Raw genomic sequence first — 26,268 nt, forward strand, 5'->3', positions numbered from 1 at the left:
CCATGGAAGAAGGCCTGCGCTTCGCCATCCGCGAAGGCGGCAAGACCGTTGGCGCCGGCGTCGTGGCCAAGATCATTGCGTAATCCTGTAAAACATTAAGGAATTACCATGGCCACCAAGCAAAAAATCCGCATCCGCCTGAAGGCGTTTGACTACAAGCTGATCGACCAGTCGGCAGCTGAAATCGTTGACACCGCCAAGCGCACCGGCGCGATTGTCAAGGGCCCCGTGCCCCTGCCAACCCGCATGAAGCGTTTCGACATCCTGCGTTCGCCCCACGTCAACAAGACGAGCCGCGACCAGCTGGAAATCCGCACGCACCAGCGTCTGATGGACATCGTTGACCCAACGGATAAAACCGTTGATGCATTGATGAAGCTCGACCTGCCTGCCGGCGTGGACGTCGAAATCAAGCTGCAATAAGCAAAAAGTCGTATGGTTTGAGTGCCGGATGTAAAAATCCAGTGCCCAGGCCATCAAAACATGGGTTGTAGCCCGGACTTGCCTGAAAAGGCAGTCTGGGCTATACTCTTCGGCTGTCCTCGACATGCGTGCATTTTTGCCCGCATGAAAAAGACGGTTTTATTAACAGTCTTTCACATCAAAACGTCTGTGGCCAATTGAAGTCACAGCGGTGGAAGTTACGAAAGAACACATCATGAGTCTGAGCAACTCCCTCGGGTTGCTGGGCCGCAAGGTTGGCATGATGCGTCTGTTCACCGATGATGGGGACACAGTTCCTGTCACGGTGGTGGATGTATCCAACAACCGCGTGACCCAGGTTAAAACCGAAGCAAATGACGGCTACGATGCCCTCCAGATGGCATTCGGCGCGCGCAAAGCATCGCGCGTGACCAAGCCGGCCGCCGGCCACCTTGCGAAAGCAGGCGTTGAAGCTGGTGAAATCCTGAAAGAATTCCGCGTGACGGCTGACGTCGCAGGCAAATACGCTGCCGGTACGGTTGTACCTGCCGCCGACGTGTTTGCAGTGGGCCAGAAGGTGGACGTGCAGGGCACTTCCATTGGTAAGGGCTACGCCGGTACCATCAAGCGTCACAAGATGAGCTCGCAGCGCGCGTCGCACGGTAACAGCCGTTCGCACAACGTTCCCGGCTCCATCGGTATGGCGCAGGATCCTGGTCGTGTGTTTCCTGGTAAACGCATGACGGGCCACCTCGGTGACGTCACCAAAACCACGCAAAACCTCGACATCGTTCGCATTGACGAAGCCCGTCAACTGCTGATGATCCGTGGCGCTGTGCCCGGTTCCAAAGGCGGTTTTGTCACGGTTCGTGCCGCGATCAAAGCCAAACCAGTAGCAGCTGCCAAAGGAGCGAACTGATGCAGGTCGAACTCCTGAATGACCAAGGCCTGGCTTCGTCCAAAGTGGACGTGCCGGATACCGTGTTTGGTCGCGAATACAACGAAAGCCTGATTCACCAGGTGGTCGTGGCCTTCCAGGCCAATGCCCGCCAGGGTACCCGGGCCCAGAAAGACCGCGAGCAGGTCCGCCACTCGACCAAGAAGCCTTTCAAACAAAAGGGTACGGGTCGTGCACGTGCTGGTATGACGTCTTCGCCACTGTGGCGCGGCGGCGGTCGTATCTTCCCGAACATGCCTGACGAGAACTTCACGCAGAAAATCAACAAGAAGATGTATCGCGCCGGCATGGCTTCGATCTTCTCCCAGCTGGCCCGTGAAGGCCGCCTGGCTGTGGTTGATTCTTTGGCTGTGGATTCCCCCAAGACCAAGGTCCTGGCTGACAAATTCAAGGCCATGAACCTCAACTCGGTGCTGGTCATCGCTGATGTGGTTGATGAAAACCTGTACCTGGCATCCCGCAACCTGGTGAACATCCTTGTGGTTGAACCCCGTTACGCCGATCCGGTGTCGCTGGTCCACTACAAGAAGGTTCTGGTCACCAAGGCTGCCATGGACCAACTCAAGGAGATGTTCGCATGAGCGCCCGTAACCCATCTTCTCCAAAACTGAAATTCGACGAAGGCCGCCTGATGCAGGTTCTGGTCGCACCCATCGTGTCTGAAAAGGCAACGATGATCGCGGACAAGACCAATGCCGTGACCTTCAAGGTGCTGCAGGACGCTACCAAGTTTGAAATCAAGGCCGCTGTGCAGTTGATGTTCAAGGTGGATGTCCAGTCTGTCGCCGTCCTCAATATCAAAGGCAAGACCAAGCGCTTTGGCAAGTCCGTTGGCCGTCGCGACAACATTCGCAAGGCCTATGTGACGCTCAAGCCAGGTCAAGAGCTCAACCTCGGCGGGGAGGCTGCGTAATGGCTGTCATTAAAATGAAACCGACTTCACCAGGCATGCGTGGCATGGTGAAGATCTCGCGTGACCACCTGTACAAGGGTGAGCCTCACGCACCGCTGCTGGAGCCGCAATTCCAGAAGTCCGGCCGTAACAACAACGGTCACATCACGGTTCGCCACAAGGGCGGTGGTCACAAGCACCACTACCGCGTGGTTGACTTCAAGCGCAACAAGGACGCCATCCCGGCCAAGGTCGAACGTATCGAGTACGACCCCAACCGCACGGCCCACATTGCCCTGATCTGCTACGCCGACGGCGAGCGTGCCTACATCATCGCCCCTCGTGGCCTTGAAGTTGGCGCAACGCTGGTGAGCGGTTCGGAAGCGCCGATTCGCGTGGGTAACACCCTGCCTATCCGCAACATTCCGGTTGGCTCCACCATCCACTGCATCGAGATGCAAATCGGCAAGGGTGCGCAAATCGCCCGTTCCGCCGGTACGTCCGCGACGCTGCTGGCACGTGAAGGCACTTACGCCCAGGTGCGCATGCGCTCCGGTGAGGTTCGCAAGATCCACATCGAATGCCGCGCCACCATCGGTGAAGTCGCCAACGAAGAACACAGCCTGCGCCGTCTCGGCAAGGCCGGTGTGAAGCGCTGGATGGGTATTCGCCCGACCGTTCGCGGCGTGGTCATGAATCCTGTCGATCACCCACACGGTGGTGGCGAAGGCAAGACCGGCGAAGGCCGTCATCCTGTCGATCCATGGGGTAACCTGACCAAGGGCTACCGCACCCGCAACAACAAGCGCACGCAAGTGATGATTGTTTCGCGTCGCAAGAAGTAAGGCTAACCCATGACACGTTCACTCAAAAAAGGTCCCTTTGTCGACCATCATTTGGTAGCCAAGGCCGACAAGGCCGTTACCAATAAAGACAAAAAGCCGATCAAGACCTGGTCGCGCCGCTCCATGATCCTGCCCGAGTTCATCGGCCTGACCATCGCCGTGCATAACGGCAAGCAGCACGTCCCTGTCTATATCACCGATCAAATGGTTGGCCACAAGCTGGGCGAGTTCGCACTCACCCGGACTTTCAAAGGTCATCCGGCTGATAAAAAAGTTGTGAGAAAGTAAGGAAAAGACCATGGAAACACGTGCAACCCTCCGGGGCGTTCGTCTGTCGGTCGACAAAGGCCGTCTGGTCGCTGACCTGATCCGCGGCAAGAAAGTGGATCAAGCGCTCAACATCCTGAATTTCACGCAGAAAAAAGCTGCTGGAATCATCAAGAAGGTGGTTGAGTCCGCCATCGCCAACGCTGAACACAACGATGGTGCCGATATCGACGAGTTGAAGGTGAAAACCATTTACGTCGAACAAGGCGCCACGCTCAAGCGTTTTTCCGCGCGCGCAAAAGGCCGCGGCAACAGCATCAGCAAGCCTACGTGCCATGTGTACGTGGTGGTTGGCAACTAAAGGCAGCAGGATATGGGACAAAAAATCAACCCAACCGGGTTTCGCCTCGCAGTTAGCCGCAACTGGGCCAGCCGCTGGTACGCAAGCAACCGTGATTTCGCCGGCATGCTGGCTGAAGACATCAAGGTTCGCGAGTACCTGAAAGCCAAGCTGAAGAACGCCGCGGTTTCGCGCGTTCTGATCGAGCGTCCTGCCAAGAATGCCCGCATCACGATTTTCTCGGCACGTCCGGGCGTCGTGATCGGCAAAAAAGGCGAAGACATCGAAGCGCTGAAAAAAGAACTGAGCCGCCAGCTGGGCGTGCCAGTCGCCGTGAACATCGAAGAAGTTCGCAAGCCTGAAATTGATGCCAAGCTGATCGCAGACAGCATCACCCAACAGCTTGAAAAACGCATCATGTTCCGCCGTGCGATGAAGCGCGCCATGCAAAACGCCATGCGTCTGGGTGCCCTGGGCATCAAGATCATGTCGTCCGGCCGTCTCAATGGCATTGAAATCGCCCGTTGCGAGTGGTACCGCGAAGGTCGCGTGCCCCTCCACACCCTGCGCGCCGACATCGACTACGGCACCTCCGAAGCCAAGACCACCTACGGTGTGATCGGCGTCAAGGTCTGGGTCTACAAAGGCGACACGCTGGGCCGTAACGACGGTACCGGTGCCAAGATGATCGAAGTCGCTGATGAAGAGCGCAAGCCACGCGGCCCGCGTCGTGACGCACGCCCTGGCGATCGTCCTGGTTCCGACCGTCCTGCGCCGCGCGGCGCCCGTGCCCCCCGTGGTGCAGGTACCAACACCGCTCCGGCGGATGGAAGCGACAAGCCGGCTGAAGCTACCCCTGGTAGCGACGCCCCGAAAACCACCGTTAAGCGCGTCCGTAAAGCCGCGCCAGCTGCAGCAGCTGACGGTGCCAAGACCGAGTAATCGGTCAGAATAACGGAGAATATAAATGCTGCAACCCGCTCGCAGAAAATACCGCAAAGAGCAAAAAGGCCGCAACACCGGCATAGCCACACGAGGAAACTCGGTGGCGTTCGGTGACTTCGGTCTCAAATGCACCGATCGTGGTCGTTTGACTGCTCGCCAGATTGAAGCCGCACGCCGTGCGATTTCCCGTCACGTCAAACGTGGCGGCCGTATCTGGATCCGTGTCTTCCCGGACAAGCCGATTTCCCAAAAGCCTGCTGAAGTGCGTATGGGTAACGGTAAAGGTAACCCGGAATACTACGTGGCTGAAATCCAGCCCGGCAAGATCGTTTTTGAAATCGTCGGTGTGCCTGAAGAACTTGCACGCGAAGCGTTCCGCCTGGCATCTGCCAAGCTGCCGCTGCGCACCACGTTCGTCAGCCGCATGATCGGCCAGTAATCAGGAGAATGAAGACATGAAAACTACTGAACTGCGCCAAAAAGACGTTGCCGGCCTGAAAGCTGAAGTCAAAGAGCTGCAAAAAGCCCACTTTGGCCTGCGCATGCAAAAAGCCACGCAACAACTCAACAACACTTCAACGCTGCGTTCGACGCGTCGTTCCATCGCTCGTGCCAAGACCATCCTGGCCGAGACCATCGTCAAACAAGGAGCCAAATAATGACGGAAGCTAAAAAATCCCTCAAGCGCACCTTGATTGGCAAGGTGGTGAGCGACAAGCGCGCCAAGACCGTGACGGTGCTGGTTGAGCGTCGTGTCAAGCACGAGCTCTACGGCAAGATTGTGTCCCTGTCGAGCAAGTACCACGCCCATGATGAAAAGGGTGAGTACCACACCGGCGACGTGATCGAGATCACCGAAAGCCGCCCTATTTCCAAAACCAAGAACTGGGTTGTGACCCGTCTGGTGGAAAAGGCTGCCATCGTTTAAGTCGCAAGACTTCGACGTCAGGTCATCAAAAACGGCTCACTGTGTGGGCCGTTTTTGTTTTTGTCCCGGGTTTTTGAAGGGCTGGGCAGAATCGTTGAAAATGGCGGGCTGATCCGCATCACATTCCCGTTTTATATTCTTAAGGAGCACCCCATGATCAAAGTAGGCGATACCCTTCCCGCAGCCACGCTGATGGAATTTTCAGAAGTCGAAGGCAATGGCTGCAGCATAGGCCCCAATGCGGTTGATGTGGCCGAGGCCACTGCAGGCAAAACCATAGCGCTGTTTGCGCTGCCAGGCGCCTTCACGCCGACCTGCTCGGCCAAGCATGTGCCCGGTTATGTCGAGAAAGCAGCCGAATTCAAGGCTGCCGGCGTGGATGAAATCTGGTGCGTGAGCGTTAACGACGCGTTTGTCATGGGTGCCTGGGCGCGTGACCAGAAGACCGACGGCAAGGTTCGCATGCTGGCCGATGGCAGCGCAGACTTCGCCAAGGCCACCGGCCTGACCCTGGACCTGACCGCGCGCGGCATGGGCCTGCGCAGCAACCGTTATTCAATGCTGGTGAAAGACGGCAAGGTCGTCAGCCTGAACGTTGAAGGCCCAGGCAAGTTTGAAGTGAGCGATGCCGCCACCTTGCTGGCGCAAGCGAAGGCATAAGACAGCGCAGGCTGAGTTCTCCGCTGAAATGCCGCTGAGCGTAAGTTCAGCGGCATTTTTTGTACCTGTCTTTTCCGGGGCGTGCTGTGTTCGGCAGGATGTTTGCTATTAATACGATAGCTGGTTGCGCTCATTCTGCGGAGGCTACGAGCACTTTTCCCTACAAATCCACCTTGAGATAGTGCGCGCCGGCTATGGGGTTGTGATAGTAGGGCGGGATGTCTTCAAAACCCAGGTCCTCGTACAGCGCGCGGGCCGACTCCATGTCGCTCAACGTGTCCAGCAGCAGGTGGCGGTAACCTGCTATCCGTGCGGCGTCGAGTATGGCTTCTGCCAGCTGCCGGCCCAGGCCGAACCGGCGAAAGGCCTTGCGCACATACAGGCGTTTCATCTCGCAGGCGTTCGGGTAGTCCACGCTGGAAAGCGGCCGCATGGCACAGCAGCCGGCGATCTCGCCGTCTACCAGTGCCAGCAGCAGCGAACCTTGCGGCGCGGCGTAGTCCCCCGGCAAATCCGCAAGTTCGGCATCGAAGTTCTGGAACTGCAGGTCTATGCCGAGTTGCGCGGCGTATTCCCCGAAGATGAGGCGCGTGGCTTGCAGTTGTTCCGGCGTGCCGGGTGTGATGAGCTGGATATTGGGCGGGGGCACTGGTTGCATGAAAAAGCGGACAGGTCCATCCACTATACAGATGCTGGGGGCTGGCCTGTTACAAGCCGGTCGCCGTCACTCCGCATGTCAGGGTAAAGGTCAGGTTTGAGCCTGCCGGCAGGGTCGGCAGGTTGAGCCCGCTTCCCTGGAGCGCCGTCAAGGACACCGGTGGGCCGGGGCAAACCGCGCCTCCGCTGGCGTTACAGCTGACGGCGGTGCAGCTCAGCCCGGCGATAGGCGGGTCCGTCAGCACGCTGTTGTCAGCCGAATAAGGACCGCCATTGTTCACCATGACGGTGTAGCTGGTGGTCGATCCTGCGGGCAGGGTGGTGACCCCATTGGTCTTTCCTACGCTCAGGTTGGTGCTGACCGGCACCGTGACGCTCGCCTGCGCGGTATTGTTGCCGGGTGTGGGGTCGATCACGCCTGCTGGCGCCGTCACGGTAGCCTGGTTGACCTGGGTACCGACCGCGCCTGCCGTTGCCCGAAGCTGCAACGTCACGCTGCTTGAGGCCGGCAGTGTGAGCGTGCCGTTGAATTGTGTGGATGTCAGGGCAGAGGCCGTCAAGGTACCGCCGCCGCTGCTGCTCGCGCCGAGCAGCACCAGGCCGAAAAGCCCGCTGGGCAGCGTGTCGCGCACGGTGGCACCGGTTGCCGCATTGGGCCCCGCATTCCTGATCGTGATGGTGAACACCGTGGTCTGGCCGTCCTGGATGACGGTCGGCGTGGCTGATTTTGAAATGCCCAGATCCGCCTGGGGCCCGATATTGACCGTGACCATGCCAGTGTTGTTGCTGGGGTCGGTGTCGGTGGTCCCGGCCGGAGGCGCCACTGTTGTGGTGTTGATGAAGGAGCCTGCCGTACCGGCCACTGCCTGCAGGACGACCGTCAGCGTGCTGGCGACCGGCAGCGTGGCGGTGCCGCTGAACGCCGTGCTGCTGGTGAGCCGGCTGGTAAGCGTGCTGCCGCCAGCGATGCTGGCCGAGACAAAGGTCAGCGTGCCCAGGCCCGACGGCAGGGTGTCGCGCAGCGTTGCGCCGGTGACTGCGGCCGGCCCGTTGTTGACGTAGGTCAGGGTGAATGTGGTGGTCTGCCCCAGCGCCAGCGAGGGCGTGCTGGCCACCTTGGTGGCGGCCAGGTCCGCACCAGGGCCTATCACAACGGTGGCGGTGCCGGTGTTGTTGGCCAGGTTGGGGTCGCTGGCATTTGCAGGCGCAGCGACGCTGGCGGAGTTGACGGGGGCGCCGTTGCTGCTGGCCGTGGCGCGCAACAGGATGGTGAGTGTCTGGTTGGCGGGGACCGTGATGGTGGCGGTGAATGTGTTCAGGCCGGCGATGCTGCTGGCGGTCAACGTGGTTGCGGCGCTGGTGCCGGTGGCGCTGACAAAGGCCAGCGCGCCCAGCCCGGCGGGCAAGGCATCCAGCACCGATGCGGCGGTGGCCTGCTGCGGTCCGCTGTTGCCTATGGTCAGCGTGAAGGTGGTGGTTTGCCCGACGGACAGGCTGGCCGGGCCGGCGCTCTTGCTGATGTACAGGTCGGTTTGTGGAAGGCATTTGTAGCCGGAATTGGAGACTGGATCGGACGACTCTGAAATCAGCTGGTCCAGGCCGTTGTTCCCGGGAAATGCGCCGTGGGCGGGGCCGCCCGGGGGGCTGTCGCTGGTATTGGTGATGCCATTGGCGCCGCCGCTGACATCCACCAGGGCGGCGCCGCTGCGTACCGACACACCGCCGCCACCGCCGCCGCCGCCGCTGTGGGCGCCGCCGGTGCCGCTCAGCCAGGCATCGCCGGCCTGGCCGCCACCCGCGTTGATGGTCAGCGCGCCTGAGGTCCAGTTGGGCGAAATGATGACGCTGCTGCCGCCGGCCGCACCGCCGCCGGCGCCGTCGTTCAATGGGTTGGTATTGGCGACGCCGCCGCGCACGTCGATGGTGCCGCCGCCGCTCAGGGAGCCGGAGCGCATCAGCACAATACCGCCGCCTGTGCCGCCCGACATCTCGCGTGTGTTGTTCGAGTTGCCGTTCTGGTCGCCTGCGCCGCCGCCGCCGCCCAGCGTGACGCGCGATACACCCGCAGCGCCAAACGCGCTGCCGCCAAAAGCCGCCAGATGGTCGCCCGTGATCGCCACGATGTTGGCGTAGTCGGAGGCCACCCCGGCCCAGCCCGCACTGCGCCAGCCAAAACCGCCGCGCCCGCCGGCCCCGCCGTTGCCGCCGCCTCCACCGCCGCCATTGTGGTACGTGCCATCCCGGTACACACCGCCGCCGCCCGCATTGCCCGGGGCCGCCTTGGCGTAGTTGAAGTTCGCGAGCGCACCGGTGTTGCCGGGGTAGCCGTAAAAGCTGCCGACATTCAGGGTCACCGTGCCGGTGGTGTCTGAACGGTCAAACGGCGTTCCGTCGGTGAACAGCAAGGGTGGTGTTCCGGCAATGCCTTCGCCCTTGCCAGCATGGGCCTGGCCAGGCCCGTCGTTGTAGCGATAGGGGTTGTTGCCGTCGACAGCGCCGCTTGGCCTGCCGCCTGCTCCCCTGAACCCCTGTGCCGCCAGGGAAATGGTTTGCCCGGCGAAGTTGGTGTTTTTGGCGACGTCCAGCGCGATCACGCCGCCGTTCAGGCCATTCCAGGCCACGCCATTGAGCTGGCCGCCCAGCGTCAGGCTGGCGTACTGCGGCACGCGGACGATCTGGAAACTCCGGCGTGTGCTGCTGATGGTGGGGTCGGCCTGCACATAGGTGTTCTGCAGGGCCGCACCGGCGACAAAGCTGGCCGGGGTTGTGCCGGGGCCGGCTGGCACATATTCATGTTGGCCCGCCTTACAACTGCCAGGAGGCTCGATATAACCAAAAGCCGGAAACCCCGCCACGCCGTCGCCATAGCTGTCGGTGTCCGTCAGGTTCATGTCGGCGCACTGCATCTGGATGAGCAGCGCCATGTCGCCCGGGGCGAATACCGTGGTCGTGCCACGTGCATTGCTCAGTGCAATGGTCGGCTGTGTGCCTGCCGGGTAACTGCCATTGGCCGGTGTGTAGTAGCCGTTGACCACTTCACCGGCCGAGGAGGTTTTGCTGCCATCTTTTTGTGGCGTGGCGCACACCTGTGCGATAACCCAGCTGCTGGCCAGCAAAAAGGCAGCTGCCAGCCCCGTCCGGAGCAGTCGCAAAGTAAAACCGCGAAGCCGCATGCCGCCCCAAATTGATGTAATAACGTATTGTTACAACGCTTGAGTCGCTTTAGTGTGATTTTTATCTCATTTGTGGTGATTGCTGCTGGCCTCGGGCTTGTTCAGGCTGCAAGGCTGGCCACCCAGGCCACAAAGGCGGCGCAGATGGTCAGCACGACCACTGCACCTGCGCGGGAGACGGCGTCGTCGCGGGAGCCCGGTACGGCCACCACGAGTTCCTTGTCGCCATGCAGCATGGCATGCACCAGCTTGTGCTTGCGCCACAGGTAAAAAACGATCGCCGCAATGTGCAGCAGCACCAGTGCCAGCAGCAACCATTTGCCGATGTTCTTGTGGTAATTGGTGGCAAGGCTCACCGTGGCATTGGACACAAAACGCGTCAGCGGGCCGGAAAAAGCAATTTCGTCATCGCTCAGCAAACCAGTGCCCACCTGCGCGAGCAGGACCGCCAGCATGGCAAACACCGAGCCTGCACCTATCGGGCTGTGGCCGACGGAGTGTTCGGGCTTGCCCCGGCCCCTGAGGTACTGGATGACACTTTGCGGGGCATAAACAAACGCGCCGAAACGCGACCAGCGCCCACCCACCAAGCCCCAGATGATGCGAAACAGCAGCAGCGTGAGCACGGCATAACCAAAACGGAAATGCCAGACCATGGCATTTCCGCCCACCGTACCGGAGATGGCCAGGCCAATAACGCCTATGACAAGCGCCCAGTGGAAAATCCGCGTCGGCAAATCCCAGACCCTTACCTTGCTCAGGCTCGCGTTGTCATACATGCACATTCCTTGTTGTTTGTTGTGGTTGGTTTTATAGCAGAGCGGCCTGCCGGCTCCCATGCTGTTCCTTGGTGCTTTCCCTTGGTGCAGAAGTTCCAGCGGAACTTATCGGGTCTGGCTAAACTCCAGCACGGTGGCAACAGGCCAAAAGCGTTGCCATTCAATTAATTTTAAAAAAACCCTCGAGGAAAAACATGAAAGCTTTCGCCTGTATCGCCGCAGCGGCCACCCTGGTGGCCATGGCCGCCCCGGCCTCCGCGCAGTTTGCCAAGCCTGAAGACGCCATCAAATACCGCCAGAGCGCACTGTTTGTCATGGGCCAGCATTTCGGCCGCATCGGCGCCATGGCCAACGGCAAGGTGCCGTTTGACGCCAAGGCCGCCGCAGACAATGCCGACGTGGTGGCTGCAATGTCCAAGCTCCCGTGGGCCGGGTTTGTCGCGGGCAGCGACAAGGGCAATACCAAGGCCAAGCCTGAAGTCTGGACCAACCAGGCCAAGTTCACGGAAAACCATGAAAAGCTGGTGGCCGAAACTGCCAAGCTGGCCGCTGCCGCCAAAACCGGTAACCTCGACAGCCTGAAAACTGCTTTTGCCTCCACCGCAGGTACCTGCAAGGCCTGTCACGACGCTTTCAGAAATCAGTAACACCCCTGTCCAGGCTCACTGCGTGTAGCCTGTTCCCCCCTCAAGGGGGCGGCGCCTGCGGTCTGGCGAAGCCAGTCCGCGCCCCCTGCTTGAAAATACAGGGGAGAGCACCATCACTGTGAACCATTGAAAAAGGCCGACTCCCGTAAGGGACCGGCCTTTTTTATTGCGCTATTGTCTTTTCAAGTTTGAGCCGCAGGACCGGCTTTGCCGGACTGCAGGCGAGCGGCCCCCTCGGGGGGCAGGGAGCTACACGCAGTGAGCGACCGTGGGGGCCATATTTTCAGGTCTCGGCCAACAGCTTTTCAATCAGCTTGTGCAGTGCCACAAAGTCCGGCTCGCCCACGTATTGTTTGACGATCTCGCCGCGCTTGTTCACCAGGTAGGTGGTTGGCGTCAATTGCACATCACCCCAGGCTTTTGCGACAGCACCCGTGTTGTCAATCGCCACCTTGAAGGGCAGCTTGCGCGTTTCGGTGTAGTTGACGACATAGCTGGGCGGGTCGTAGCTCATGGCCACGGCCAGGGTGTCGTAGCCCTGGGATTTGTATTTGTTGTAGGTCGAAATGACCTTGGGCATTTCCGCCACGCAGGTCACGCAGCTGGTGGCCCAGAAGTTGACCAGGGTGACCTTGCCCTTCAGGTCGGCCGTGGTTTGTTTGCTGCCATCGAGCAACACAAATGTGGAGTTTGGCGCGGCCTGGTCGCTGCTGCAACCGGACAAACCGGCGACGCCGGCAATTGACAGAATTGAAAGCGCCAGTACCGCCACGATGCGGCATACTGAAACGCTTGAAGTTTTATTCATTTGTGAAGGACTCATCATGCAACGCAGACAGTTTAACCAGGCCGGCGCCAGCGCGCTGGGCGCACTGGTATTGGCCACTTACCAACATGCTTATGCCGTGTCGCTGGGCGACCTGGCGGGTATCAGCAATGCCGACGCCAGCGCGGGCCTGAAAACCGCCCTTGAAAAAGGCGCCGTCGCGGCCGTTGCCCTGCTTGGCAAGACAGATGGATTCCTTGGTAACCCAAAAGTTCGCATTCCTTTGCCCGGTTACCTGGAAGATGCGTCGAAATTGTTGAAAAACCTGGGCCAGGGCAAACGAATTGACGAATTGGTGACATCCATCAACCGTGCAGCCGAAGCCGCCGTACCCATGGGCAAGGACCTGCTGGTCAGTGCCGTACGGGGCATGAACGTCAACGATGCCAAAAACATCCTGACCGGTGGCGACACCTCCGTGACCAGTTTTTTTGCAGAAAAAACCCGTGCCCCGCTGGGCGTGAAGTTTTTGCCGGTAGTCACCCAGGCTACCGCGAAGGTGGGCCTGGCCGCCAAATACAACGAGTTTGCAGGCAAGGCCGCCGGCTTTGGCTTGGTCAAAAAGGAAGATGCGAATATCCAGCAGTACGTTACCGGCAAGTCACTCGATGGGCTCTACCTGATCATTGGCGAGGAAGAAAAGAAGATACGCCAGGACCCGGTGGGAGCTGGTAGCGCGATCATCAGCAAGGTCTTTGGCGCGCTTAAAAAATAGCCAGGGCCTGCCTGTAAACGCGAGCTCTCGGGCTGGCCGCAGCGGCGCCCGGGCGTGCGCATGAGCTTCCAACTATTGGGTATTTAACAGCGATGGCGGGCCTCTGTTAGGCTCTGTCCCTTTTGAGGATGACCATCATGAAAATTGAGACATTGGCCGTACATGCCGGCTATTCCCCCGAGCCCACCACCAAATCTGCCGCCGTGCCGCTGTACCAGACGGTGGCCTACGCGTTTGACAATGCCCAGCATGGTGCCGACCTGTTTGACCTGAAGGTGCAGGGCAATATCTACACGCGCATCATGAACCCGACCACCGACGTGCTTGAAAAGCGCGTCGCGGCGCTGGAGGGCGGTATTGCGGCGCTGGCCCTGGCCTCGGGCATGGCGGCCATCACGGCCGCCATCCAGACGATTGCCGAGGCCGGTGACAACATCATTTCGGCCAGCACCTTGTATGGTGGTACCTACAACCTGTTTGCCCACACCTTCCCGCAGCAGGGCATTGAGGTGCGTTTTGCCGACCCGCGCGACCCGGCCAGCTTTGCCGTGCTGATCGATGCGCGCACCAAGGCCGTGTTTTGCGAATCGATTGGCAATCCGCTGGGCAACATCACCGACATCGCCGCGCTGGCCAAGGTTGCCCATGACCATGGCGTGCCGCTGATTGTCGACAACACCGTGCCCAGCCCCTACCTGTGCCGCCCGATCGAACACGGCGCCGATATCGTGGTGCACGCCCTCACCAAATACATGAACGGCCATGGCAACAGCATTGGCGGCGTGATCGTGGACAGCGGCAAGTTCCCGTGGGCCGAGCACAAGGCGCGCTTCAAGCGCCTGAACGAACCCGACGTGAGTTATCACGGCGTGGTCTACACAGAGGCTCTGGGTGCTGCCGCCTACATAGGCCGCGCGCGCGTGGTGCCATTGCGCAACATGGGCGCGGCGTTGTCGCCGTTCAACGCCTGGCTGACCCTGCAGGGCATCGAAACCCTGCCGCTGCGCATGGACCGCATCTGCGACAACACGCTGGCGCTGGCCCAGGCCCTGCAAAAACACCCCAAGGTGGAGTGGGTGCGCTACGCCGGCCTGCCGGAGCATCCCGACCACGCTGTGGCGCAGCGTCTGATGGGAGGCAAGGCCTCGGGCATCCTGTCGTTCGGCCTGAAGTCCAGTGACGCCGACCCGCGTGCCGCCGGTGCGCGCTTTCTTGATGCGCTGCAACTGTTTACCCGCCTGGTCAATATCGGCGATGCCAAGTCGCTCGCGACACACCCGGCCTCGACCACGCACCGTCAGCTCAATGCCGACGAGCTGGCCAAGGCCGGCGTGAGCGAAAACATGGTGCGCCTGTCGGTGGGTATTGAACACATCGACGACCTGCTGGCTGACCTGCAGGCTGCGCTGGCCAGGGTTTAGGACTTCCGGACCGCTGCGGTCCGGATTTCATGATGAAAAGGGGCCCTGGCGTAGGTGGAATGCGCGCTGCCAGCTATAAAAAGCGTAGCAAAAAACCAGGGCCTGCAGCGCCTACCGGCGCGCAGCCAGCGCCTTGCGCGCTGTGGCCAGCCGTTCATCCAGGTAAACACCGTAAAAATCCGGAACGGCGATGCCCACCAGGCGCTCTGCCAGCTCCTGCCCCTGCGGGCCAAAAAACAGCACGGTAGGCGTAAAGGTCGCCTTCCACGCGCTGATCTGTAGCGCAGCGCTGCTGGTTTTGCCGTCAAAGGCGACCAGCGGCGTGTTGCTGTTGGTGATATCAAGCTGCCAGGCCGCAAGGCCCTCGGCCCGCATGGGCAGCAGGTAGCTGCGCCGCACCAGCTCACAAAACGGGCAGCCGGGCAGGCTGACAAGCAACACCAGCGGCTCGCCCCTGGCCGCCGCAGCCGATGCGGCCTGGGGCAGGGATGTGGGGACGGGCAGGGCGCTGTCTTTGGCCTGCACCTGCGTTGGCCAGGTGAAGGCGGGCGCTGTCAGTCCGCACGCTAACGCGGCTGTAAAACGGCGTCTGGTTACTGAAGTCATCATGTCATTCTTTGTCTTGGGGGGTGTTTGGGGCTGCAGCGTCTCATCAGGCAAATTCTTCATCGAACAATAGCGACCATGCGTTCCGGTAGGCGACCCGGTGCTGGACGTCCGCCGGCAGGAGCTTCAGGAAATACCGGTGTTTCTGGTCGTACGAGGCCATGCGGTCCATGCGGTCTCCGCCAAGGTCCAGAGCCGACAGGAAGCGCCCGGGATGCGCGGCTATCAGGTCGCGCCATTCGCTGGCCAGGCTGCCATCGCTGGCCCAGATGCGCGCATGCCGCTGGTGGCTAAGGGGATAGATTGAAGCCGAGTCGCCGAATGCCGTGTCGAAGTGCAGGTTCGGGAAGCGTTTGATCAGGCCATCGACATACGTGGGCGAATAGCGGGAAGCCCGCTCGATATAGCGGATCTGCGCCAGGTGGCACCAGACCACTTTGGCCTTGGGATACTGTGCCAGCATTTTTTCCAGGGGCTCCAGCAAGCCGTCCTCAATTTCGTAGTGAATCTGGAAAGCGATGCCGGTTTTTTCGCTCAGGGCGAAGACACGGTGGCCGGTCGGGCCGTCGATCGGGACATTGACGTCGCGGTCATCTCCCGTGCCCCGTTTGACTTGCCGGGGCGATGGATAGTGGCGAAACTCGTACTCGCCCAGGCACATGATTTGCCGCTTGTCTATGGCGGCTTCCTGCGCATCCATAAACTCGGTGGGAGCGTCCGTGAGGGCTGGCGGCTGGCCGCCGTTGCCAACGGGGATGAAGCGGTCCGGGTAGGCCGCGACCAGTTTTTCCGACAGCGCGTTGAAGCGCATGCCCTTCTTGAATTCAGCCTGGCCGATGTCCGCAGACAGCGCCATCAAGCCGATGTTGAGCTGATCCATGTTCTTCGCCACGAAGTCAATGTCAAGCCGGGTAGGGTTGCAGGAACTCTCCATGTCGACATACGGAAGCTCGCCCGTTGCCAGTATTTTTTTCAGGCGCTGCGCGTAGCCGGCTTTCAGTACGCCGAAGTCGGCAATGGCCTGGGCATGACCCAGGCCGGAAAGCCCTGCGCCAAAAGGCAGGGACAGCATTGTCTTGATGAGCCGGCGTCGAAGCATCATGCGAAGGGCTTTCCTGTGTTGATGGATTGAGCGAATGTCCGTCCATACCGGCGGCTGGCTAGCCGCTTCAAATGGTTTTACCGTTCCTTAATTCGGACAATTTGTCCTCGGAATAGTTCAGCACGCTGCGCAACACCTCATCGGTGTGCTGGCCCAGCAACGGCGGCGGCAGGTCGGTGCGCACCGGGGTGGCGCTGAGCTTGATGGGGCTGGACACCAGCCGCAGGTCATCCTTCACAGGGTGTTGCCAATGCGTGACCATGTTGCGTGCCTCGACCTGCGGGTCGGCAAACACTTCTGCCAGGTTGTTGATGGCGCCGCAGGGTACTTTGGCGGCTTCCAGCGCGGCCAGCCAGTCGGCCTTGCTGCGGGTTTTCATGACGGCTTCGAGAATCGGCACCAGCTGGCCGCGATTGAGCACACGGTCGCGGTTCTGGGCAAACAGCGGATTGACAGCCAGCTCGGGCACGTTGGCGACCTTGCAGAACTTGACGTACTGCGAGTCGTTGCCCACGGCCAGGATCAGGTGGTCCTTGCTGCCGTCCGGGGCCGGCGCGACCTCAAACACCTGGTAGGGCACGATGTTCTGGTGTGCATTGCCGGCGCGGCCCGGCGCCTTGCCGCTGACCAGGTAATTGGCGCCCAGGTTCGCCAGCATGGCCACCTGGGTGTCCAGCAGCGCCATGTCCACCTGCTGGCCGATACCGGTTTTTTCGGCGTGGCGCAGGGCGGCCAATATGCCCACGGTGGCGTACATGCCGGTCATCAGGTCGGCGACCGCCACGCCGACCTTTTGCGGGCCGCCGCCCAGGTCGTCGCGTTCACCGGTCACGCTCATCAGCCCACCCATGCCTTGGATGGCGTAGTCGTAACCCGCGCGATCGGCGTAGGGACCGGTCTGGCCAAAACCGGTGACGGAGCAGTACACAAGGCGCGGGTTGATGGTTTTCAGCGAGTCGAAATCCAGGCCGTAACGCGCCATGTCGCCGACCTTGAAGTTCTCCACAAACACATCGCAATAGGCGACCAGTTCGCGAATCAGCGCCTGGCCTGCCGGCTGGGAAATGTCGCAGGTGATGGAGCGCTTGTTGCGGTTGGTGCCGAGGTAGTAGGCGGCTTCGCGGGTTTCCGTACCCTCGTCGTCTTTCAGGAACGGTGGGCCCCAGGTGCGGGTGTCGTCACCGGTACCCGGGCGTTCGATCTTGAGGACGTCGGCCCCCAAGTCGGCCAGTGTCTGGGTACACCAGGGGCCCGCGAGCACGCGGGACAAGTCGAGTATGCGGATGCCGTCGAGTGAATTCATGAGTCCTATTTTGACCGCATGCCTCAGAGGCCTGGACTCAGGGTTTGTACGGGTGTACAGTTTTTTGTACAGCCGTACAGTACCGGCATGCAAAGCAGCGTCAAACCGCCCCCCGCCACCGGTCGCACCAGCCGCGCGCACGACCCGGGTGCGTCGCGCCCGCTGCTGCCGGCATCGGCCAGGCCGGACCGCAAGGCCGACATCCTGCTGGCGGCGGAAAAGCTTTTTGCCCAGCACGGTTACCACGCCGTCAGCATCCGCCAGATTGCCGACGAAGCGGGCGTGCCGTTGGCGCTGGTGGGTTATTACTACGGCCTGAAACACGAGCTGTTCTACGCGATTTTTGAGCACTGGAGCCCGACCATTGAAGAGCGGCTGCAGGCACTGCGTACGGTGACCGGCGATCCGCTGGACGTGCACACGCTGCGGCGCATCATCGATGCGTTTGTCGGGCCGGTGCTGCGCATGCGGGCAAGTCCAGAAGGCGAGTACTACGCGCTGCTGATTGCGCGCGAGCTGTATATCTCGCGGCCGGAGACCGACCGCGTGCTGCGCGACTTTTTCGATCCGCTGGCACATGCCTTCATTGACGCGCTGCACCTGGCCTTGCCGCATGCAACGCGCGGGCAGGTTGCCTGGGGCTACCAGTTTGCGCTGGGCACCTTGCTGCACCACATCAGCGACCACCGCGTGGACAGGCTCTCCGAAGGCGAGAGCCTGCAGGGCGACCCGGCTGCATCCGGCCTGCTGACAAATTTTATTGTGGGCGGCCTGCGCGCCGCCCTTCCCGTTCCCGACGTTTTCCCTCCCACCCTGTAACCCTGATGCAATTGCACAAAGAGAAAGAGACAAGCATGAAATCCTTCAGCATGAACCGCCGCACCGTCCTGTCCAGCCTGGGCGCAGCTTCCGCCGCACTGGCCTTTCCGGCCTGGAGCCAAAGCGGCAAGATCGTCTTTGGCTACACCGCCGTCACCGACTTCGCCTCGGTGTTTGTGGCGGCTGAACAAGGCTATTTCAGCAAGCGCAAGCTGGATGTGGAGCTGAAGTTCATCCCTCTGAACTCCACCATTCCTGCTGCCATCCAGGCCGATTCCCTGCAGATCGGCGGACCTACCCCTTCGGTTTACCTGCAATCGGTGGACGGCGGGCTTGACCACGTGGTGGTGGCCGGCGGCGGCCTGACCTCCAAGACCAACACCGGCTTCGGTTTTGTTGGCCGGGCCGGTGCCGGCATCCGCACGCCGCAGGACTGCATCGGCAAAAAAGTCGGTGTACCCGGCCTGGGCGCTTTCCTGCATGTGACCTTCCGTGCCTGGCTGAAACAAAACGGCGTGGACTACAAAAAGGTCAACTTCGTCGAGGCGTCTTTCCCCCAGCACGGTGACCTGCTGCGCGGCGGATCCATCGATGCCGTCGTGACGGCCGACCCTTTCATGGGCCGCATTGTCGACAGCGGCGTGGGTTATGTCGTGTCCTACTACTCGACCTTCCTGGAGTCGGGCAACCACACCATCATCTATGCAGCCAAGCGTGACTGGGCGCAAAAAAATGCGGCGCAGGTCAAGCTGTTCCGCGAGGCCGTGCAGGAAGCCGCCGCCTTCATCAACCAGCCGAAAAACGATGCCGCGGTGCGCGCCGCCATCGGCAAGTACATCAAGCTGCCGCCGGAAATCCTGGCCAAGACCCAGATCTCGCCTCCCGGCCCGACCGTGAGCGAAAAGCAGCTCAGCTACTGGGTCGGCCTGATGAAGGACCAGGGCATGCTGCAGACCGATCCGAAAGTCGCGACGCTGATCGCCAAGTAGGCCGGACCGGAAAACGATTGCTATGAAATAAATAGCTGGCGGCGCGCATTCCACGGCGGCCGCCAGCCGTTTTTACTGAAAATAATGACACAAAAAGCGATTTTGACTTTTAACCAGGTGGCGATCCACCTGGGCGGGCGCGAGATTCTGTCGCCGACTTCCTTTGACGTGGGCCGGGGCGAATTTGTCTGCATCGTCGGCCCCAGCGGTTGCGGCAAGACCACCTTGCTGCGCGCCGCCACCGGCCTGCTGTCTGCCAGTGCCGGCGAGGTGCGCCGCGAGGGCGAGCTGGTCACGCGGCCCTCGCGCGAAGTGGCTTTTGTATTCCAGGATTACGGCCGGGCACTGCTGCCCTGGCGCACGGTGGAGGGCAACATCAGCCTGGCGCTCGAAGCCGCCGCCGTGCCTGCGGGCGAGCGGCCGGCGCGCATCAGCGATGTGCTGGCCAAGGTGGGCCTTTCAAAGCATTCCCACAAGTTTCCGGCGCAGCTCTCGGGCGGCATGCAGCAGCGTGTGCAGATTGCGCGCTGCCTGGCGCAAAAACCAGAAGTGCTGATGATGGACGAGCCTTTCGGTGCGCTGGACGCGCTGACGCGCCAGAGCCTGCAGGACGAACTCGCACGCCTGGTGCGCGACGACGGCCTGACGGTGCTGTTTGTCACACACGACCTTGAAGAAGCCATTTACCTGGGCGACCGCGTGATAGCGCTGCAGGCCAATCCAGGCCCGGGCCGGCCCAGCCTGGCGCGCATGATTGATGTGCAGATCCCGCGCCCGCGCGACCAGCTCAGCACCAAGGAACATCCCGAGTTTGTGAAGCTGCGCCGCGAGCTGTTTGCATTTATCGAGCAAAGCCATGATTGAAAGCATCTTTCGCTGGCTGCGACCCTGGTGGTTCCCTGCCATCGCACTGGGCGGCTTCGAGTGGTATGCCCGCACCGTGGGCAAAAGCAGCGATGCGCTGGCGCCGCCAACTGCAGCCATCAACGCATTCCTGAGCGCCATCACGGACGGCTCGCTGTTCAGCGCCACGGCGTTCACGCTGGGCGCTGCGGCGATGGGCCTGCTGCTGGCTGCGGTACTGGGCATTGCCTCGGGCATTGTGCTGGGCCTGTCAAAACGAACGGCACGCATGGCCTTCTTTTCAATCGAAGTGTTCCGTCCGGTTCCATCCGTTGCGCTGATTCCGCTGGCCATGCTCATCTTCGGTTTTGGCCTGCGCATGGAGTTTTCCATTGTGGCGTTTGCTTCCTTCTGGCCGCTGATGATCCTGACGCAGGCAGCCGTTCAACAGGTCGAGCCGCGCCTGCTCGAGGTCAGCCATGTGCTGGGCCTGAGCCCGGCGCAACGCGCTTTCAAGATCATCCTGCCGGCCATCGTTCCGCGCCTGTTTGTTGCCATGCGCCTGGGCGTGTCGGTGGCGCTGGTGGTGGCGGTCACGGTTGAAGTCGCGGCCAACCCCAATGGCATGGGCTACGCCATGATGATTGCGCAGCAAAGCATGGACCCCGGCCTGATGCTGGCCTGGCTGTTCTGGATAGGCGTGGTGGGTTACATCATCAACGTCGCGGCGCTCAGTCTGGAGCGTTGGGTCGGGCGCCGGATGGGGGTGGCAGCATGAGCACACCATCGCAAACCCTGGCGCCGGCTGCCGTCGGCAAATCCTTGCCTGCCCCTGGCGGCGGCATGCTGTCCTGGGCCGGTTCAGTGGCCGTGTTCCTGGGCATCATGGCCTTGTGGTGGATTGCCAGCCACGCCGGCTGGATCAGCAAAGTCTTTTTACCCACGCCGGAGGCAACCTGGCTTAGCCTGCGCGACGGCCTGGATGAGGGCGAGTTGCTGGCTTACAGCTGGGCCACGCTGACACGCATGTTCGAGGGCTGGCTGCTGGCTTCGCTGATTGGCATTGCGCTGGGTGCGCTGATAGGCATTTCTTCGACCGCACGCGCCTACCTGCAGCCGACGCTGGAGTTCATGCGCCCGCTGCCGGCTTCTGCCCTGTTGCCGCTGGCGATCTCCATCTTTGGCCTGAGCCCGAACATGGTGCTGTCGGTGGTGGCTTTTGGCTCCATGTGGCCGGTGCTGCTGGCGACGGTGCATGGTTTTGCTGCGGTCGAGCCGCGCCTGCAGGAAGTCGCGCGTTGCCTGCAACTGTCGCGCTCCGCTTTTGTCTGGAAAGTCGGCTTGCCGAATGCGCTGCCGGATATTCTGGCCGGCATGCGGCTGTCGCTCACGGTGTCGCTGATTGTGTCGGTGGTCGGTGAAATGATCGCCTCGCAGCCCGGCCTCGGGCAATCCATTCTGCTGGCCGCACGCTCCTTCCGGGCCAGCGAACTGTTTGCCGGCATCGTGTTGCTGGGCCTGATTGGTTTTGCCAGCAGCGCCTTGCTGGCGGCGGTTGAAAAGCGCTTTTTGAAATGGCAAAAACCATGATGAACGCCAATCCACTCGACGGTTTTACGGTTGATCGCGAAGCCATTGCCTATATCGGGCGCGAGCTGCAGCGGCCCGAGTGCATTCTTGCCGAGCGTGACGGCAGCCTGTGGGCGGCGGATGCGCGCGGCGGTGTCACACATATTGCCGCCGATGGTTCGCAGCGGTTCATAGGGCAGCAGGCTGACGAACGTTTCGGCGCCGGCACGGTGGCGGATGGCGCCCAGGCTTTCGAGGCCAGGCTCACACAGGGCACCTTGCCGAATGGCCTGGCATTTGCAGCCAATGGGGACATCCTCATCTCCAACTTCGGGACTGACCTGCTGGAGCTGATGTCGCGCGACGGACGCACCCGCACACTGCACGACCGCATTGACGGCCGGCCCATAGGCAAGGTGAACTTTGTGTTGCGCGATTCGAAGGACCGCATCTGGCTGACCGTTTCGACGCGCATGAATCCCTGGACCACGGCCGCCGCCAGCCGCGTGCGTGACGGTTTTATCGCCGTGGTGGACGACAAGGGCATGCGCGTGGTGGCCGACGGGTTTTATTTCACCAACGAAATCCGGCTGGATGCGCGTGAAGAGTGGCTGTACATCGTGGAGACCACCGGTCCCTGCATCTCCCGCATGCGGCTGGACGAGAGCGCCAGCGGCGGCGTGGCCTTGCGTGATCGCGAAGTGTATGGCCCGGCGCACCTGGGAGGCTACCCGGACGGCATCGCTTTTGATGCCTACGGCAACCTGTGGTGCACGCTGGTGATGGTGGACCAGCTGATCGCCATCACACCGCAAGGCGACAAGCGTGTGCTGCTGGACGACGGTGATCCCGAGGCCAGCCGCGTGCTGCTTGAGAAGATGGACGCAGGCACGGTGACCGCCGCCGACATGCAGCGTGCGCACGGCAGCATCGCACCGTGGATGGCCAGCATTACCTTTGGCGGGCCGGACCTGCGCACGGCCTACCTGGGCAGCCTGCTGGGCACCCGCATTCCATTTTTCCGCTCACCTGTGGCGGGACTTCCCATGGTTCACTGGAACCAGTCCTTTTGACGCCAGAGATGTTTTCCCGAGTTCCCTGAAAAACCGCAAGACAGCAATTGCCCAACACATAAATCACAAGACAGGACTTCCCATGACACGCAAAATTGTTGACCTTTCCATCTATCTTGAAAACGATGTCATCAGCGACCCGCCGGCCTTTGCACCCAAGATCGAATACTTCACGCACGAAAACACGTTTGCGCAGATCGAGCCCTTTTTCCCCGGCCTGAAAAAGGAAGACCTGCCCGACGGCGAGGGCTGGGCTGTCGAGCTCGTCAACCTCTCGACACACAACGGCACGCACCTGGACGCGCCCTACCATTTTCACAGCACCATGAACAAGGCGCTTGGCAAGCAGGAACCTGCCACCACCATTTCCGAGGTGCCGCTGGACTGGTGTTTCCAGCCCGGCGTGAAACTTGACTTCAGCAAACTGCCCGATGGTTATGTTGTCACCGCCGCCGATGTTGAGGCCGAACTCAAACGCATCAACCACACCTTGTCGCCCCTGGAGATTGTGGTTGTCAATACCGCAGCCGGCAAGCGTTATGGCAGCCCGAACTATGTGTCTTCAGGCTGCGGCATGGGTTACGAAGCCACCATGTATTTGCTGGAGCGCGGCGTGCGCCTGACCGGCACCGATGCCTGGAGCTGGGATGCACCCTTTGTGCACACCGCCCAAAAATACAGCGAGTCGCACGACGCCTCGCTGATCTGGGAAGGCCACAAGGCCGGCCGCGATATCGGTTATTGCCACCTGGAAAAACTGCACAACCTGGAAGTGCTGCCGCCTACCGGTTTCTATATTTCATGTTTCCCGCACAAGATTCGCGGCGCGTCTGCGGGCTGGACCCGTGCCGTTGCGATTTTTGATGACCGCCTGATCGCTCCTGTTTGATTGTTTGAGTACGCACATGACACAAGACATGAATTCGCCCAATCCCACCCACAACGCCCATGCGCAAAGCTGGGTCACTTCTGCCAATGTCGCGGGCTGCGACTTCCCTATCCAGAACCTGCCGTTTTCCGTGTTCCGCCGCGCGGGCAGCAACGAAGCTTTTCGGGGCGGCGTTGCGATTGGCGACCAGGTGATCGACATGGCCCAGGTGGCACGCACCGCCTGCCTTGATGGCCTGGCGCAGGCCGCAGCGGAAAACTGCGCGCGCCCCGCGCTCAATGACTTTTTTGCCATGGGTCCCAAGGCCTGGAAGGCGCTGCGGCACAGCCTGTTCGAGTTGCTCGAAAAAGCTTTTTACGGGCCAAAGGTCGATGCACTGCGCGGCTGCCTTATCCCGCAGAGCGAGGTCGAGTTCACCGTGCCCACAGCCATGGGCGACTACACCGATTTTTATACCTCGATTGACCACGCCCGCAACATCGGCAAGATGATTCGCCCGGATGATCCTGTCTCCAGCAATTTCCAGTGGATGCCGATTGCCTACCATGGCCGTGTTTCCAGCATTGGCGTGAGCGGCCAGAGCTTTCGCCGCCCCATGGGCCAGGCCATGCCGCCAGGTGCCAGCGCGCCGGTGTACGGGCCTTGCGCGAGGCTTGACTATGAGCTGGAGCTGGGTGTTTACATCGGCCAGGGCAATGCACAAGGCGAGCCGATTGCGCTGGCCGATGCCGAGCCGCACATCTTTGGCATCTGCCTGCTCAACGACTGGTCTGCGCGCGACATCCAGTTCTGGGAAATGGCGCCGCTGGGCCCCTTCCTTGGCAAGAATTTCTGCACCACCATTTCGCCGTGGATAGTGACCATGGAAGCGCTGGAGCCTTACCGCCAGGCCTGGAACCGTCCGGCCAATGAGCCGCAGCCGCTGGCCTACCTGGACTCGCCTGCCAACCGCGCGCAGGGCGCGCTCGATATTTCGCTGGAGGTCCTGCTGGAGACGGACAAGTTGCGCGCTGAAGGCAAGGGGCCGGCACGTTTGAGCGGCACCAGCTTCAAGCACCAGTACTGGTCTGTTGCGCAAATGGTCACGCACCACACCATGGGCGGCTGCAACCTGCGCAGCGGCGACCTGCTGGGCAGCGGCACCATCTCCGGCCCGGGCGAAGGAGAAGCCGGCGCGATGATAGAGCTGACCTACGGCGGCAGCAAGCCGATGCCGCTGGGCAATGGCGAAACGCGCGGCTTTTTGCAGGACGGCGATGCCGTCATACTGCGCGGCTGGTGCGAAAAACCTGGTTATGCACGGATTGGTTTTGGCGAAAGCAAGGGCACCATCCTGCCCGCGATCGGCAAATAAGCTCAGTACTGCTTGTAGGGCAGGAATTTGCCCGACAGCACCACGTTGACACGGTCGCCTTTCGGGTCGGGCTGGCGCACGATGTCCATGGAGAAGTCAATGGCGCTCATGATGCCGTCGCCGAATTCTTCATGGATCAGCTCCTTGATGGTGGTGCCGTACACGCTGACGATTTCGTACCAGCGGTAGATCAGCGGGTCGGTAGGTACCGGTGTGGGCAGGGAGCCCTTGTAGGGCACCACCTGCAGCCATTTCTGCTCTTCGGCAGTCAGGCCAAAAATCCTGCCTATGATTTTGGCCTGCTTGCCGTCGAAGGTCATCTGGCCCAGGCAACCGGCGGTGACCCACTCCTTGCTCAGGCCCACTTTTTTGGCGACCGATTCCCAGGTGATGCCTTTGGCTACCTTGGCGGTGATGATTTTTTCGGTGATGTCGTTGCGGTTCATGATGTGCTCCTGTGTTGTGGGATGTGAGCGAATGAGCAAACATCGTGCCGCCGATTGGGGCAAGACCGTGCGCCACGCTGCTGCACCATGTGTCCAAACCGGTGCATCGGGCGGCACAATGCCTGTAAAGTGCAATGCTTGCCTAGTAATTTGACGAACCACTACAGGATTCCCGAGCGCCTGATGCCACGACCGATTTCCAAGCCCCTGTTCGAATTTTTGGCCAGCAGCGCAGTCCTGTGGGTACTCACCGCCTGCAGCCCGGCCCTCAACTGGCGCGATGTGCGCCCGGAGAACACAGGGCTCAGCCTGCTGTTGCCCTGCAAACCCGACAAGGCACAAAGAACCGTGCCGCTGGGCGGCAAACCGACCGAGCTGAGCATGCTGGGCTGCGATGCCGCAGGCGCGACCTTTGCCGTGGCTGTGGCGGACATGGGTGACGCGTCACAGGTGGCCGGCGTGCTGGCCCAGTGGCAAAACCTGACGCTGGCCAACATGAAGGCCCCGCTGGTGGGGGCCAGTCCGGTACCGGCGACCGGGGCCACCGAGATTCTTCCGCTAAAGCTCGCAGGTGCGGCGCTCCAGCCGCCGCCCGTGCTGCTCAAGGCACGCGGGCAGCGCGCCGACGGTACGGCCGTGACTGGTCACGCCGCCTACTTTGCCCGGGGTTCGCAGGTCTTCCAGGTGGTGCTGTATGCCGACAAGGTCACGCCGGAGGTGAGTGAAACCTTTTTCTCCAGTCTTAAATTTGAATAAGGGCAAACGAGACATGCACCAGATACCAGGCAGCTATTACAGG

At 61.2% G+C, this 26,268-nt stretch carries 33 protein-coding genes; 25 read left to right on the top strand and 8 right to left on the bottom strand.

Annotation, left to right across the window (positions count from 1 at the left end; genetic code table 11):
- From ACFQND_RS15895 to ACFQND_RS15955, 13 genes are all read left to right on the top strand, one after another.
- The coding region (locus ACFQND_RS15895) for an EF-Tu C-terminal domain-related protein (RefSeq protein WP_449301354.1) at positions 1–83 on the top strand (83 nt) is incomplete at its 5' end.
- A 25-nt stretch (positions 84–108) separates the two neighbouring features.
- Entirely contained in the window at positions 109–423 is a 315-nt protein-coding gene (rpsJ, locus tag ACFQND_RS15900; protein ID WP_007838118.1) for a 30S ribosomal protein S10, read from the top strand.
- A 235-nt stretch (positions 424–658) separates the two neighbouring features.
- Positions 659–1,342, top strand: a complete 684-nt coding sequence (rplC, locus tag ACFQND_RS15905) for a 50S ribosomal protein L3 (RefSeq protein WP_371439320.1) — start codon at positions 659–661, stop codon at positions 1,340–1,342.
- On the top strand, positions 1,342–1,962 hold the full coding sequence (rplD, locus tag ACFQND_RS15910; RefSeq protein WP_011481230.1) for a 50S ribosomal protein L4: 621 nt from the start codon (positions 1,342–1,344) through the stop codon (positions 1,960–1,962). Before rplC ends, rplD begins: the two co-directional genes overlap by 1 nt.
- Entirely contained in the window at positions 1,959–2,294 is a 336-nt protein-coding gene (rplW, locus tag ACFQND_RS15915) for a 50S ribosomal protein L23 (protein ID WP_371439319.1), read from the top strand. The genes rplD and rplW overlap by 4 nt, the downstream gene beginning before the upstream one ends.
- Positions 2,294–3,118: a 50S ribosomal protein L2 gene (gene rplB, locus ACFQND_RS15920; protein ID WP_371439318.1), complete on the top strand. Its 825-nt coding sequence runs from the start codon at positions 2,294–2,296 to the stop codon at positions 3,116–3,118. Before rplW ends, rplB begins: the two co-directional genes overlap by 1 nt.
- A gap of 9 nt (positions 3,119–3,127) precedes the next feature.
- Positions 3,128–3,406 (top strand): 30S ribosomal protein S19, encoded by a 279-nt coding sequence (gene rpsS / locus ACFQND_RS15925; protein ID WP_007866503.1) that lies wholly within the window; start codon positions 3,128–3,130, stop codon positions 3,404–3,406.
- 10 nt (positions 3,407–3,416) lie between these two features.
- Positions 3,417–3,746: a 50S ribosomal protein L22 gene (rplV, locus tag ACFQND_RS15930; RefSeq protein WP_007866508.1), complete on the top strand. Its 330-nt coding sequence runs from the start codon at positions 3,417–3,419 to the stop codon at positions 3,744–3,746.
- Between the two features lie 12 nt (positions 3,747–3,758).
- Positions 3,759–4,667, top strand: a complete 909-nt coding sequence (gene rpsC, locus ACFQND_RS15935; RefSeq protein ID WP_371439317.1) for a 30S ribosomal protein S3 — start codon at positions 3,759–3,761, stop codon at positions 4,665–4,667.
- Positions 4,668–4,692: 25 nt separating this feature from the next.
- On the top strand, positions 4,693–5,109 hold the full coding sequence (rplP, locus tag ACFQND_RS15940; RefSeq protein ID WP_077593716.1) for a 50S ribosomal protein L16: 417 nt from the start codon (positions 4,693–4,695) through the stop codon (positions 5,107–5,109).
- A gap of 16 nt (positions 5,110–5,125) precedes the next feature.
- The gene (gene rpmC, locus ACFQND_RS15945) at positions 5,126–5,329 is read left to right on the top strand and encodes a 50S ribosomal protein L29 (protein ID WP_371439316.1); all 204 of its coding nucleotides are present in this window, start codon (positions 5,126–5,128) and stop codon (positions 5,327–5,329) included.
- Complete coding sequence (rpsQ, locus tag ACFQND_RS15950) at positions 5,329–5,598, top strand: 30S ribosomal protein S17 (RefSeq protein WP_007866526.1); 270 nt, start codon at positions 5,329–5,331, stop codon at positions 5,596–5,598. The genes rpmC and rpsQ overlap by 1 nt, the downstream gene beginning before the upstream one ends.
- A gap of 153 nt (positions 5,599–5,751) precedes the next feature.
- A complete protein-coding gene (locus ACFQND_RS15955; protein WP_371439315.1) occupies positions 5,752–6,258 on the top strand; it encodes a peroxiredoxin in 507 nt (168 codons plus the stop codon).
- 160 nt (positions 6,259–6,418) lie between these two features.
- Here the strand turns inward: ACFQND_RS15955 and ACFQND_RS15960 are convergent, their stop codons facing one another.
- The 3 genes from ACFQND_RS15960 to ACFQND_RS15970 form a co-directional block, all read right to left on the bottom strand.
- A complete protein-coding gene (locus tag ACFQND_RS15960; RefSeq protein ID WP_371439314.1) occupies positions 6,419–6,916 on the bottom strand; it encodes a GNAT family N-acetyltransferase in 498 nt (165 codons plus the stop codon).
- Between the two features lie 49 nt (positions 6,917–6,965).
- On the bottom strand, positions 6,966–10,067 hold the full coding sequence (locus ACFQND_RS15965) for a hypothetical protein (protein ID WP_377414124.1): 3,102 nt from the start codon (positions 10,065–10,067) through the stop codon (positions 6,966–6,968).
- 122 nt (positions 10,068–10,189) lie between these two features.
- Positions 10,190–10,867: a cytochrome b/b6 domain-containing protein gene (locus ACFQND_RS15970; protein ID WP_371439312.1), complete on the bottom strand. Its 678-nt coding sequence runs from the start codon at positions 10,865–10,867 to the stop codon at positions 10,190–10,192.
- Positions 10,868–11,061: 194 nt separating this feature from the next.
- On the opposite strand from ACFQND_RS15970, the gene ACFQND_RS15975 reads away from it, so the two are divergent.
- On the top strand, positions 11,062–11,514 hold the full coding sequence (locus ACFQND_RS15975; RefSeq protein ID WP_371439311.1) for a c-type cytochrome: 453 nt from the start codon (positions 11,062–11,064) through the stop codon (positions 11,512–11,514).
- A gap of 283 nt (positions 11,515–11,797) precedes the next feature.
- Here the strand turns inward: ACFQND_RS15975 and ACFQND_RS15980 are convergent, their stop codons facing one another.
- On the bottom strand, positions 11,798–12,322 hold the full coding sequence (locus tag ACFQND_RS15980) for a TlpA disulfide reductase family protein (protein ID WP_371439310.1): 525 nt from the start codon (positions 12,320–12,322) through the stop codon (positions 11,798–11,800).
- Positions 12,323–12,338: 16 nt separating this feature from the next.
- Between ACFQND_RS15980 and ACFQND_RS15985 the strand changes: the two genes are divergently transcribed.
- Positions 12,339–13,055, top strand: a complete 717-nt coding sequence (locus ACFQND_RS15985; protein WP_371439309.1) for a DUF4197 domain-containing protein — start codon at positions 12,339–12,341, stop codon at positions 13,053–13,055.
- Between the two features lie 137 nt (positions 13,056–13,192).
- Positions 13,193–14,476: an O-acetylhomoserine aminocarboxypropyltransferase/cysteine synthase family protein gene (locus ACFQND_RS15990; protein WP_371439308.1), complete on the top strand. Its 1,284-nt coding sequence runs from the start codon at positions 13,193–13,195 to the stop codon at positions 14,474–14,476.
- Positions 14,477–14,587: 111 nt separating this feature from the next.
- On the opposite strand, the gene ACFQND_RS15995 is transcribed toward ACFQND_RS15990, so the two are convergent.
- The 3 genes from ACFQND_RS15995 to ACFQND_RS16005 form a co-directional block, all read right to left on the bottom strand.
- Entirely contained in the window at positions 14,588–15,082 is a 495-nt protein-coding gene (locus tag ACFQND_RS15995; protein WP_371439307.1) for a hypothetical protein, read from the bottom strand.
- 46 nt (positions 15,083–15,128) lie between these two features.
- Positions 15,129–16,184: an amidohydrolase gene (locus tag ACFQND_RS16000; RefSeq protein ID WP_371439306.1), complete on the bottom strand. Its 1,056-nt coding sequence runs from the start codon at positions 16,182–16,184 to the stop codon at positions 15,129–15,131.
- 67 nt (positions 16,185–16,251) lie between these two features.
- Positions 16,252–17,487: a CaiB/BaiF CoA transferase family protein gene (locus ACFQND_RS16005; protein WP_371439305.1), complete on the bottom strand. Its 1,236-nt coding sequence runs from the start codon at positions 17,485–17,487 to the stop codon at positions 16,252–16,254.
- Positions 17,488–17,574: 87 nt separating this feature from the next.
- Between ACFQND_RS16005 and ACFQND_RS16010 the strand changes: the two genes are divergently transcribed.
- The 8 genes from ACFQND_RS16010 to fahA all read left to right on the top strand — a co-directional run bounded on the left by ACFQND_RS16010 (position 17,575) and on the right by fahA (position 25,023).
- Entirely contained in the window at positions 17,575–18,306 is a 732-nt protein-coding gene (locus ACFQND_RS16010; protein WP_371439304.1) for a TetR/AcrR family transcriptional regulator, read from the top strand.
- Between the two features lie 35 nt (positions 18,307–18,341).
- Complete coding sequence (locus ACFQND_RS16015) at positions 18,342–19,295, top strand: ABC transporter substrate-binding protein (RefSeq protein WP_371439303.1); 954 nt, start codon at positions 18,342–18,344, stop codon at positions 19,293–19,295.
- Positions 19,296–19,379: 84 nt separating this feature from the next.
- Positions 19,380–20,159: an ABC transporter ATP-binding protein gene (locus ACFQND_RS16020; RefSeq protein WP_371439302.1), complete on the top strand. Its 780-nt coding sequence runs from the start codon at positions 19,380–19,382 to the stop codon at positions 20,157–20,159.
- Positions 20,152–20,916: an ABC transporter permease gene (locus tag ACFQND_RS16025; protein ID WP_371439301.1), complete on the top strand. Its 765-nt coding sequence runs from the start codon at positions 20,152–20,154 to the stop codon at positions 20,914–20,916. The genes ACFQND_RS16020 and ACFQND_RS16025 overlap by 8 nt, the downstream gene beginning before the upstream one ends.
- A gap of 65 nt (positions 20,917–20,981) precedes the next feature.
- Complete coding sequence (locus ACFQND_RS16030; RefSeq protein ID WP_371439322.1) at positions 20,982–21,728, top strand: ABC transporter permease; 747 nt, start codon at positions 20,982–20,984, stop codon at positions 21,726–21,728.
- On the top strand, positions 21,725–22,780 hold the full coding sequence (locus ACFQND_RS16035) for an SMP-30/gluconolactonase/LRE family protein (protein ID WP_371439300.1): 1,056 nt from the start codon (positions 21,725–21,727) through the stop codon (positions 22,778–22,780). The genes ACFQND_RS16030 and ACFQND_RS16035 overlap by 4 nt, the downstream gene beginning before the upstream one ends.
- 82 nt (positions 22,781–22,862) lie before the next feature.
- On the top strand, positions 22,863–23,669 hold the full coding sequence (locus ACFQND_RS16040) for a cyclase family protein (protein WP_371439299.1): 807 nt from the start codon (positions 22,863–22,865) through the stop codon (positions 23,667–23,669).
- A gap of 28 nt (positions 23,670–23,697) precedes the next feature.
- On the top strand, positions 23,698–25,023 hold the full coding sequence (fahA, locus tag ACFQND_RS16045) for a fumarylacetoacetase (RefSeq protein WP_371439298.1): 1,326 nt from the start codon (positions 23,698–23,700) through the stop codon (positions 25,021–25,023).
- Between the two features lie 2 nt (positions 25,024–25,025).
- Here fahA and cynS read toward each other — a convergent pair whose 3' ends face one another.
- Positions 25,026–25,469 carry a cyanase gene (gene cynS, locus ACFQND_RS16050; RefSeq protein WP_371439297.1) on the bottom strand — a complete coding sequence of 148 codons (444 nt, stop codon included), beginning with the start codon at positions 25,467–25,469 and terminating at the stop codon, positions 25,026–25,028.
- A 183-nt stretch (positions 25,470–25,652) separates the two neighbouring features.
- Here cynS and ACFQND_RS16055 point away from each other — a divergent pair, with 183 nt between their 5' ends.
- Positions 25,653–26,225 carry a hypothetical protein gene (locus tag ACFQND_RS16055; RefSeq protein ID WP_371439296.1) on the top strand — a complete coding sequence of 191 codons (573 nt, stop codon included), beginning with the start codon at positions 25,653–25,655 and terminating at the stop codon, positions 26,223–26,225.
- Positions 26,226–26,268: the final 43 nt, after the last annotated feature.

This window comes from Polaromonas aquatica (genome assembly GCF_042659145.1).
Lineage (GTDB): Bacteria > Pseudomonadota > Gammaproteobacteria > Burkholderiales > Burkholderiaceae_C > Polaromonas > Polaromonas aquatica.

What these genes read in the sequence shown, in the direction of transcription:
- ACFQND_RS16025 (WP_371439301.1), top strand. Translation starts at nt 20,152, where the DNA reads ATGATTGAAAGCATCTTTCGCTGGCTGCGACCCTGGTGGTTCCCTGCC.
- ACFQND_RS16030 (WP_371439322.1), top strand. Translation starts at nt 20,982, where the DNA reads ATGCTGTCCTGGGCCGGTTCAGTGGCCGTGTTCCTGGGCATCATGGCC.
- ACFQND_RS16015 (WP_371439303.1), top strand. Translation starts at nt 18,342, where the DNA reads ATGAAATCCTTCAGCATGAACCGCCGCACCGTCCTGTCCAGCCTGGGC.
- ACFQND_RS16035 (WP_371439300.1), top strand. Translation starts at nt 21,725, where the DNA reads ATGATGAACGCCAATCCACTCGACGGTTTTACGGTTGATCGCGAAGCC.
- rpsJ (WP_007838118.1), top strand. Translation starts at nt 109, where the DNA reads ATGGCCACCAAGCAAAAAATCCGCATCCGCCTGAAGGCGTTTGACTAC.
- ACFQND_RS16040 (WP_371439299.1), top strand. Translation starts at nt 22,863, where the DNA reads ATGACACGCAAAATTGTTGACCTTTCCATCTATCTTGAAAACGATGTC.
- ACFQND_RS15975 (WP_371439311.1), top strand. Translation starts at nt 11,062, where the DNA reads ATGAAAGCTTTCGCCTGTATCGCCGCAGCGGCCACCCTGGTGGCCATG.
- ACFQND_RS16055 (WP_371439296.1), top strand. Translation starts at nt 25,653, where the DNA reads ATGCCACGACCGATTTCCAAGCCCCTGTTCGAATTTTTGGCCAGCAGC.
- rplV (WP_007866508.1), top strand. Translation starts at nt 3,417, where the DNA reads ATGGAAACACGTGCAACCCTCCGGGGCGTTCGTCTGTCGGTCGACAAA.
- ACFQND_RS15960 (WP_371439314.1), bottom strand. Translation starts at nt 6,916, where the DNA reads ATGCAACCAGTGCCCCCGCCCAATATCCAGCTCATCACACCCGGCACG.
- rpsC (WP_371439317.1), top strand. Translation starts at nt 3,759, where the DNA reads ATGGGACAAAAAATCAACCCAACCGGGTTTCGCCTCGCAGTTAGCCGC.
- rplC (WP_371439320.1), top strand. Translation starts at nt 659, where the DNA reads ATGAGTCTGAGCAACTCCCTCGGGTTGCTGGGCCGCAAGGTTGGCATG.
- ACFQND_RS16010 (WP_371439304.1), top strand. Translation starts at nt 17,575, where the DNA reads ATGCAAAGCAGCGTCAAACCGCCCCCCGCCACCGGTCGCACCAGCCGC.
- ACFQND_RS16020 (WP_371439302.1), top strand. Translation starts at nt 19,380, where the DNA reads ATGACACAAAAAGCGATTTTGACTTTTAACCAGGTGGCGATCCACCTG.
- ACFQND_RS15990 (WP_371439308.1), top strand. Translation starts at nt 13,193, where the DNA reads ATGAAAATTGAGACATTGGCCGTACATGCCGGCTATTCCCCCGAGCCC.
- rpmC (WP_371439316.1), top strand. Translation starts at nt 5,126, where the DNA reads ATGAAAACTACTGAACTGCGCCAAAAAGACGTTGCCGGCCTGAAAGCT.
- ACFQND_RS15995 (WP_371439307.1), bottom strand. Translation starts at nt 15,082, where the DNA reads ATGACTTCAGTAACCAGACGCCGTTTTACAGCCGCGTTAGCGTGCGGA.
- ACFQND_RS16000 (WP_371439306.1), bottom strand. Translation starts at nt 16,184, where the DNA reads ATGATGCTTCGACGCCGGCTCATCAAGACAATGCTGTCCCTGCCTTTT.
- rplW (WP_371439319.1), top strand. Translation starts at nt 1,959, where the DNA reads ATGAGCGCCCGTAACCCATCTTCTCCAAAACTGAAATTCGACGAAGGC.
- ACFQND_RS15970 (WP_371439312.1), bottom strand. Translation starts at nt 10,867, where the DNA reads ATGTATGACAACGCGAGCCTGAGCAAGGTAAGGGTCTGGGATTTGCCG.
- fahA (WP_371439298.1), top strand. Translation starts at nt 23,698, where the DNA reads ATGAATTCGCCCAATCCCACCCACAACGCCCATGCGCAAAGCTGGGTC.
- rpsS (WP_007866503.1), top strand. Translation starts at nt 3,128, where the DNA reads ATGACACGTTCACTCAAAAAAGGTCCCTTTGTCGACCATCATTTGGTA.
- ACFQND_RS16005 (WP_371439305.1), bottom strand. Translation starts at nt 17,487, where the DNA reads ATGAATTCACTCGACGGCATCCGCATACTCGACTTGTCCCGCGTGCTC.
- rpsQ (WP_007866526.1), top strand. Translation starts at nt 5,329, where the DNA reads ATGACGGAAGCTAAAAAATCCCTCAAGCGCACCTTGATTGGCAAGGTG.
- rplD (WP_011481230.1), top strand. Translation starts at nt 1,342, where the DNA reads ATGCAGGTCGAACTCCTGAATGACCAAGGCCTGGCTTCGTCCAAAGTG.
- cynS (WP_371439297.1), bottom strand. Translation starts at nt 25,469, where the DNA reads ATGAACCGCAACGACATCACCGAAAAAATCATCACCGCCAAGGTAGCC.
- ACFQND_RS15955 (WP_371439315.1), top strand. Translation starts at nt 5,752, where the DNA reads ATGATCAAAGTAGGCGATACCCTTCCCGCAGCCACGCTGATGGAATTT.
- ACFQND_RS15985 (WP_371439309.1), top strand. Translation starts at nt 12,339, where the DNA reads ATGCAACGCAGACAGTTTAACCAGGCCGGCGCCAGCGCGCTGGGCGCA.
- rplP (WP_077593716.1), top strand. Translation starts at nt 4,693, where the DNA reads ATGCTGCAACCCGCTCGCAGAAAATACCGCAAAGAGCAAAAAGGCCGC.
- ACFQND_RS15980 (WP_371439310.1), bottom strand. Translation starts at nt 12,322, where the DNA reads ATGAATAAAACTTCAAGCGTTTCAGTATGCCGCATCGTGGCGGTACTG.
- rplB (WP_371439318.1), top strand. Translation starts at nt 2,294, where the DNA reads ATGGCTGTCATTAAAATGAAACCGACTTCACCAGGCATGCGTGGCATG.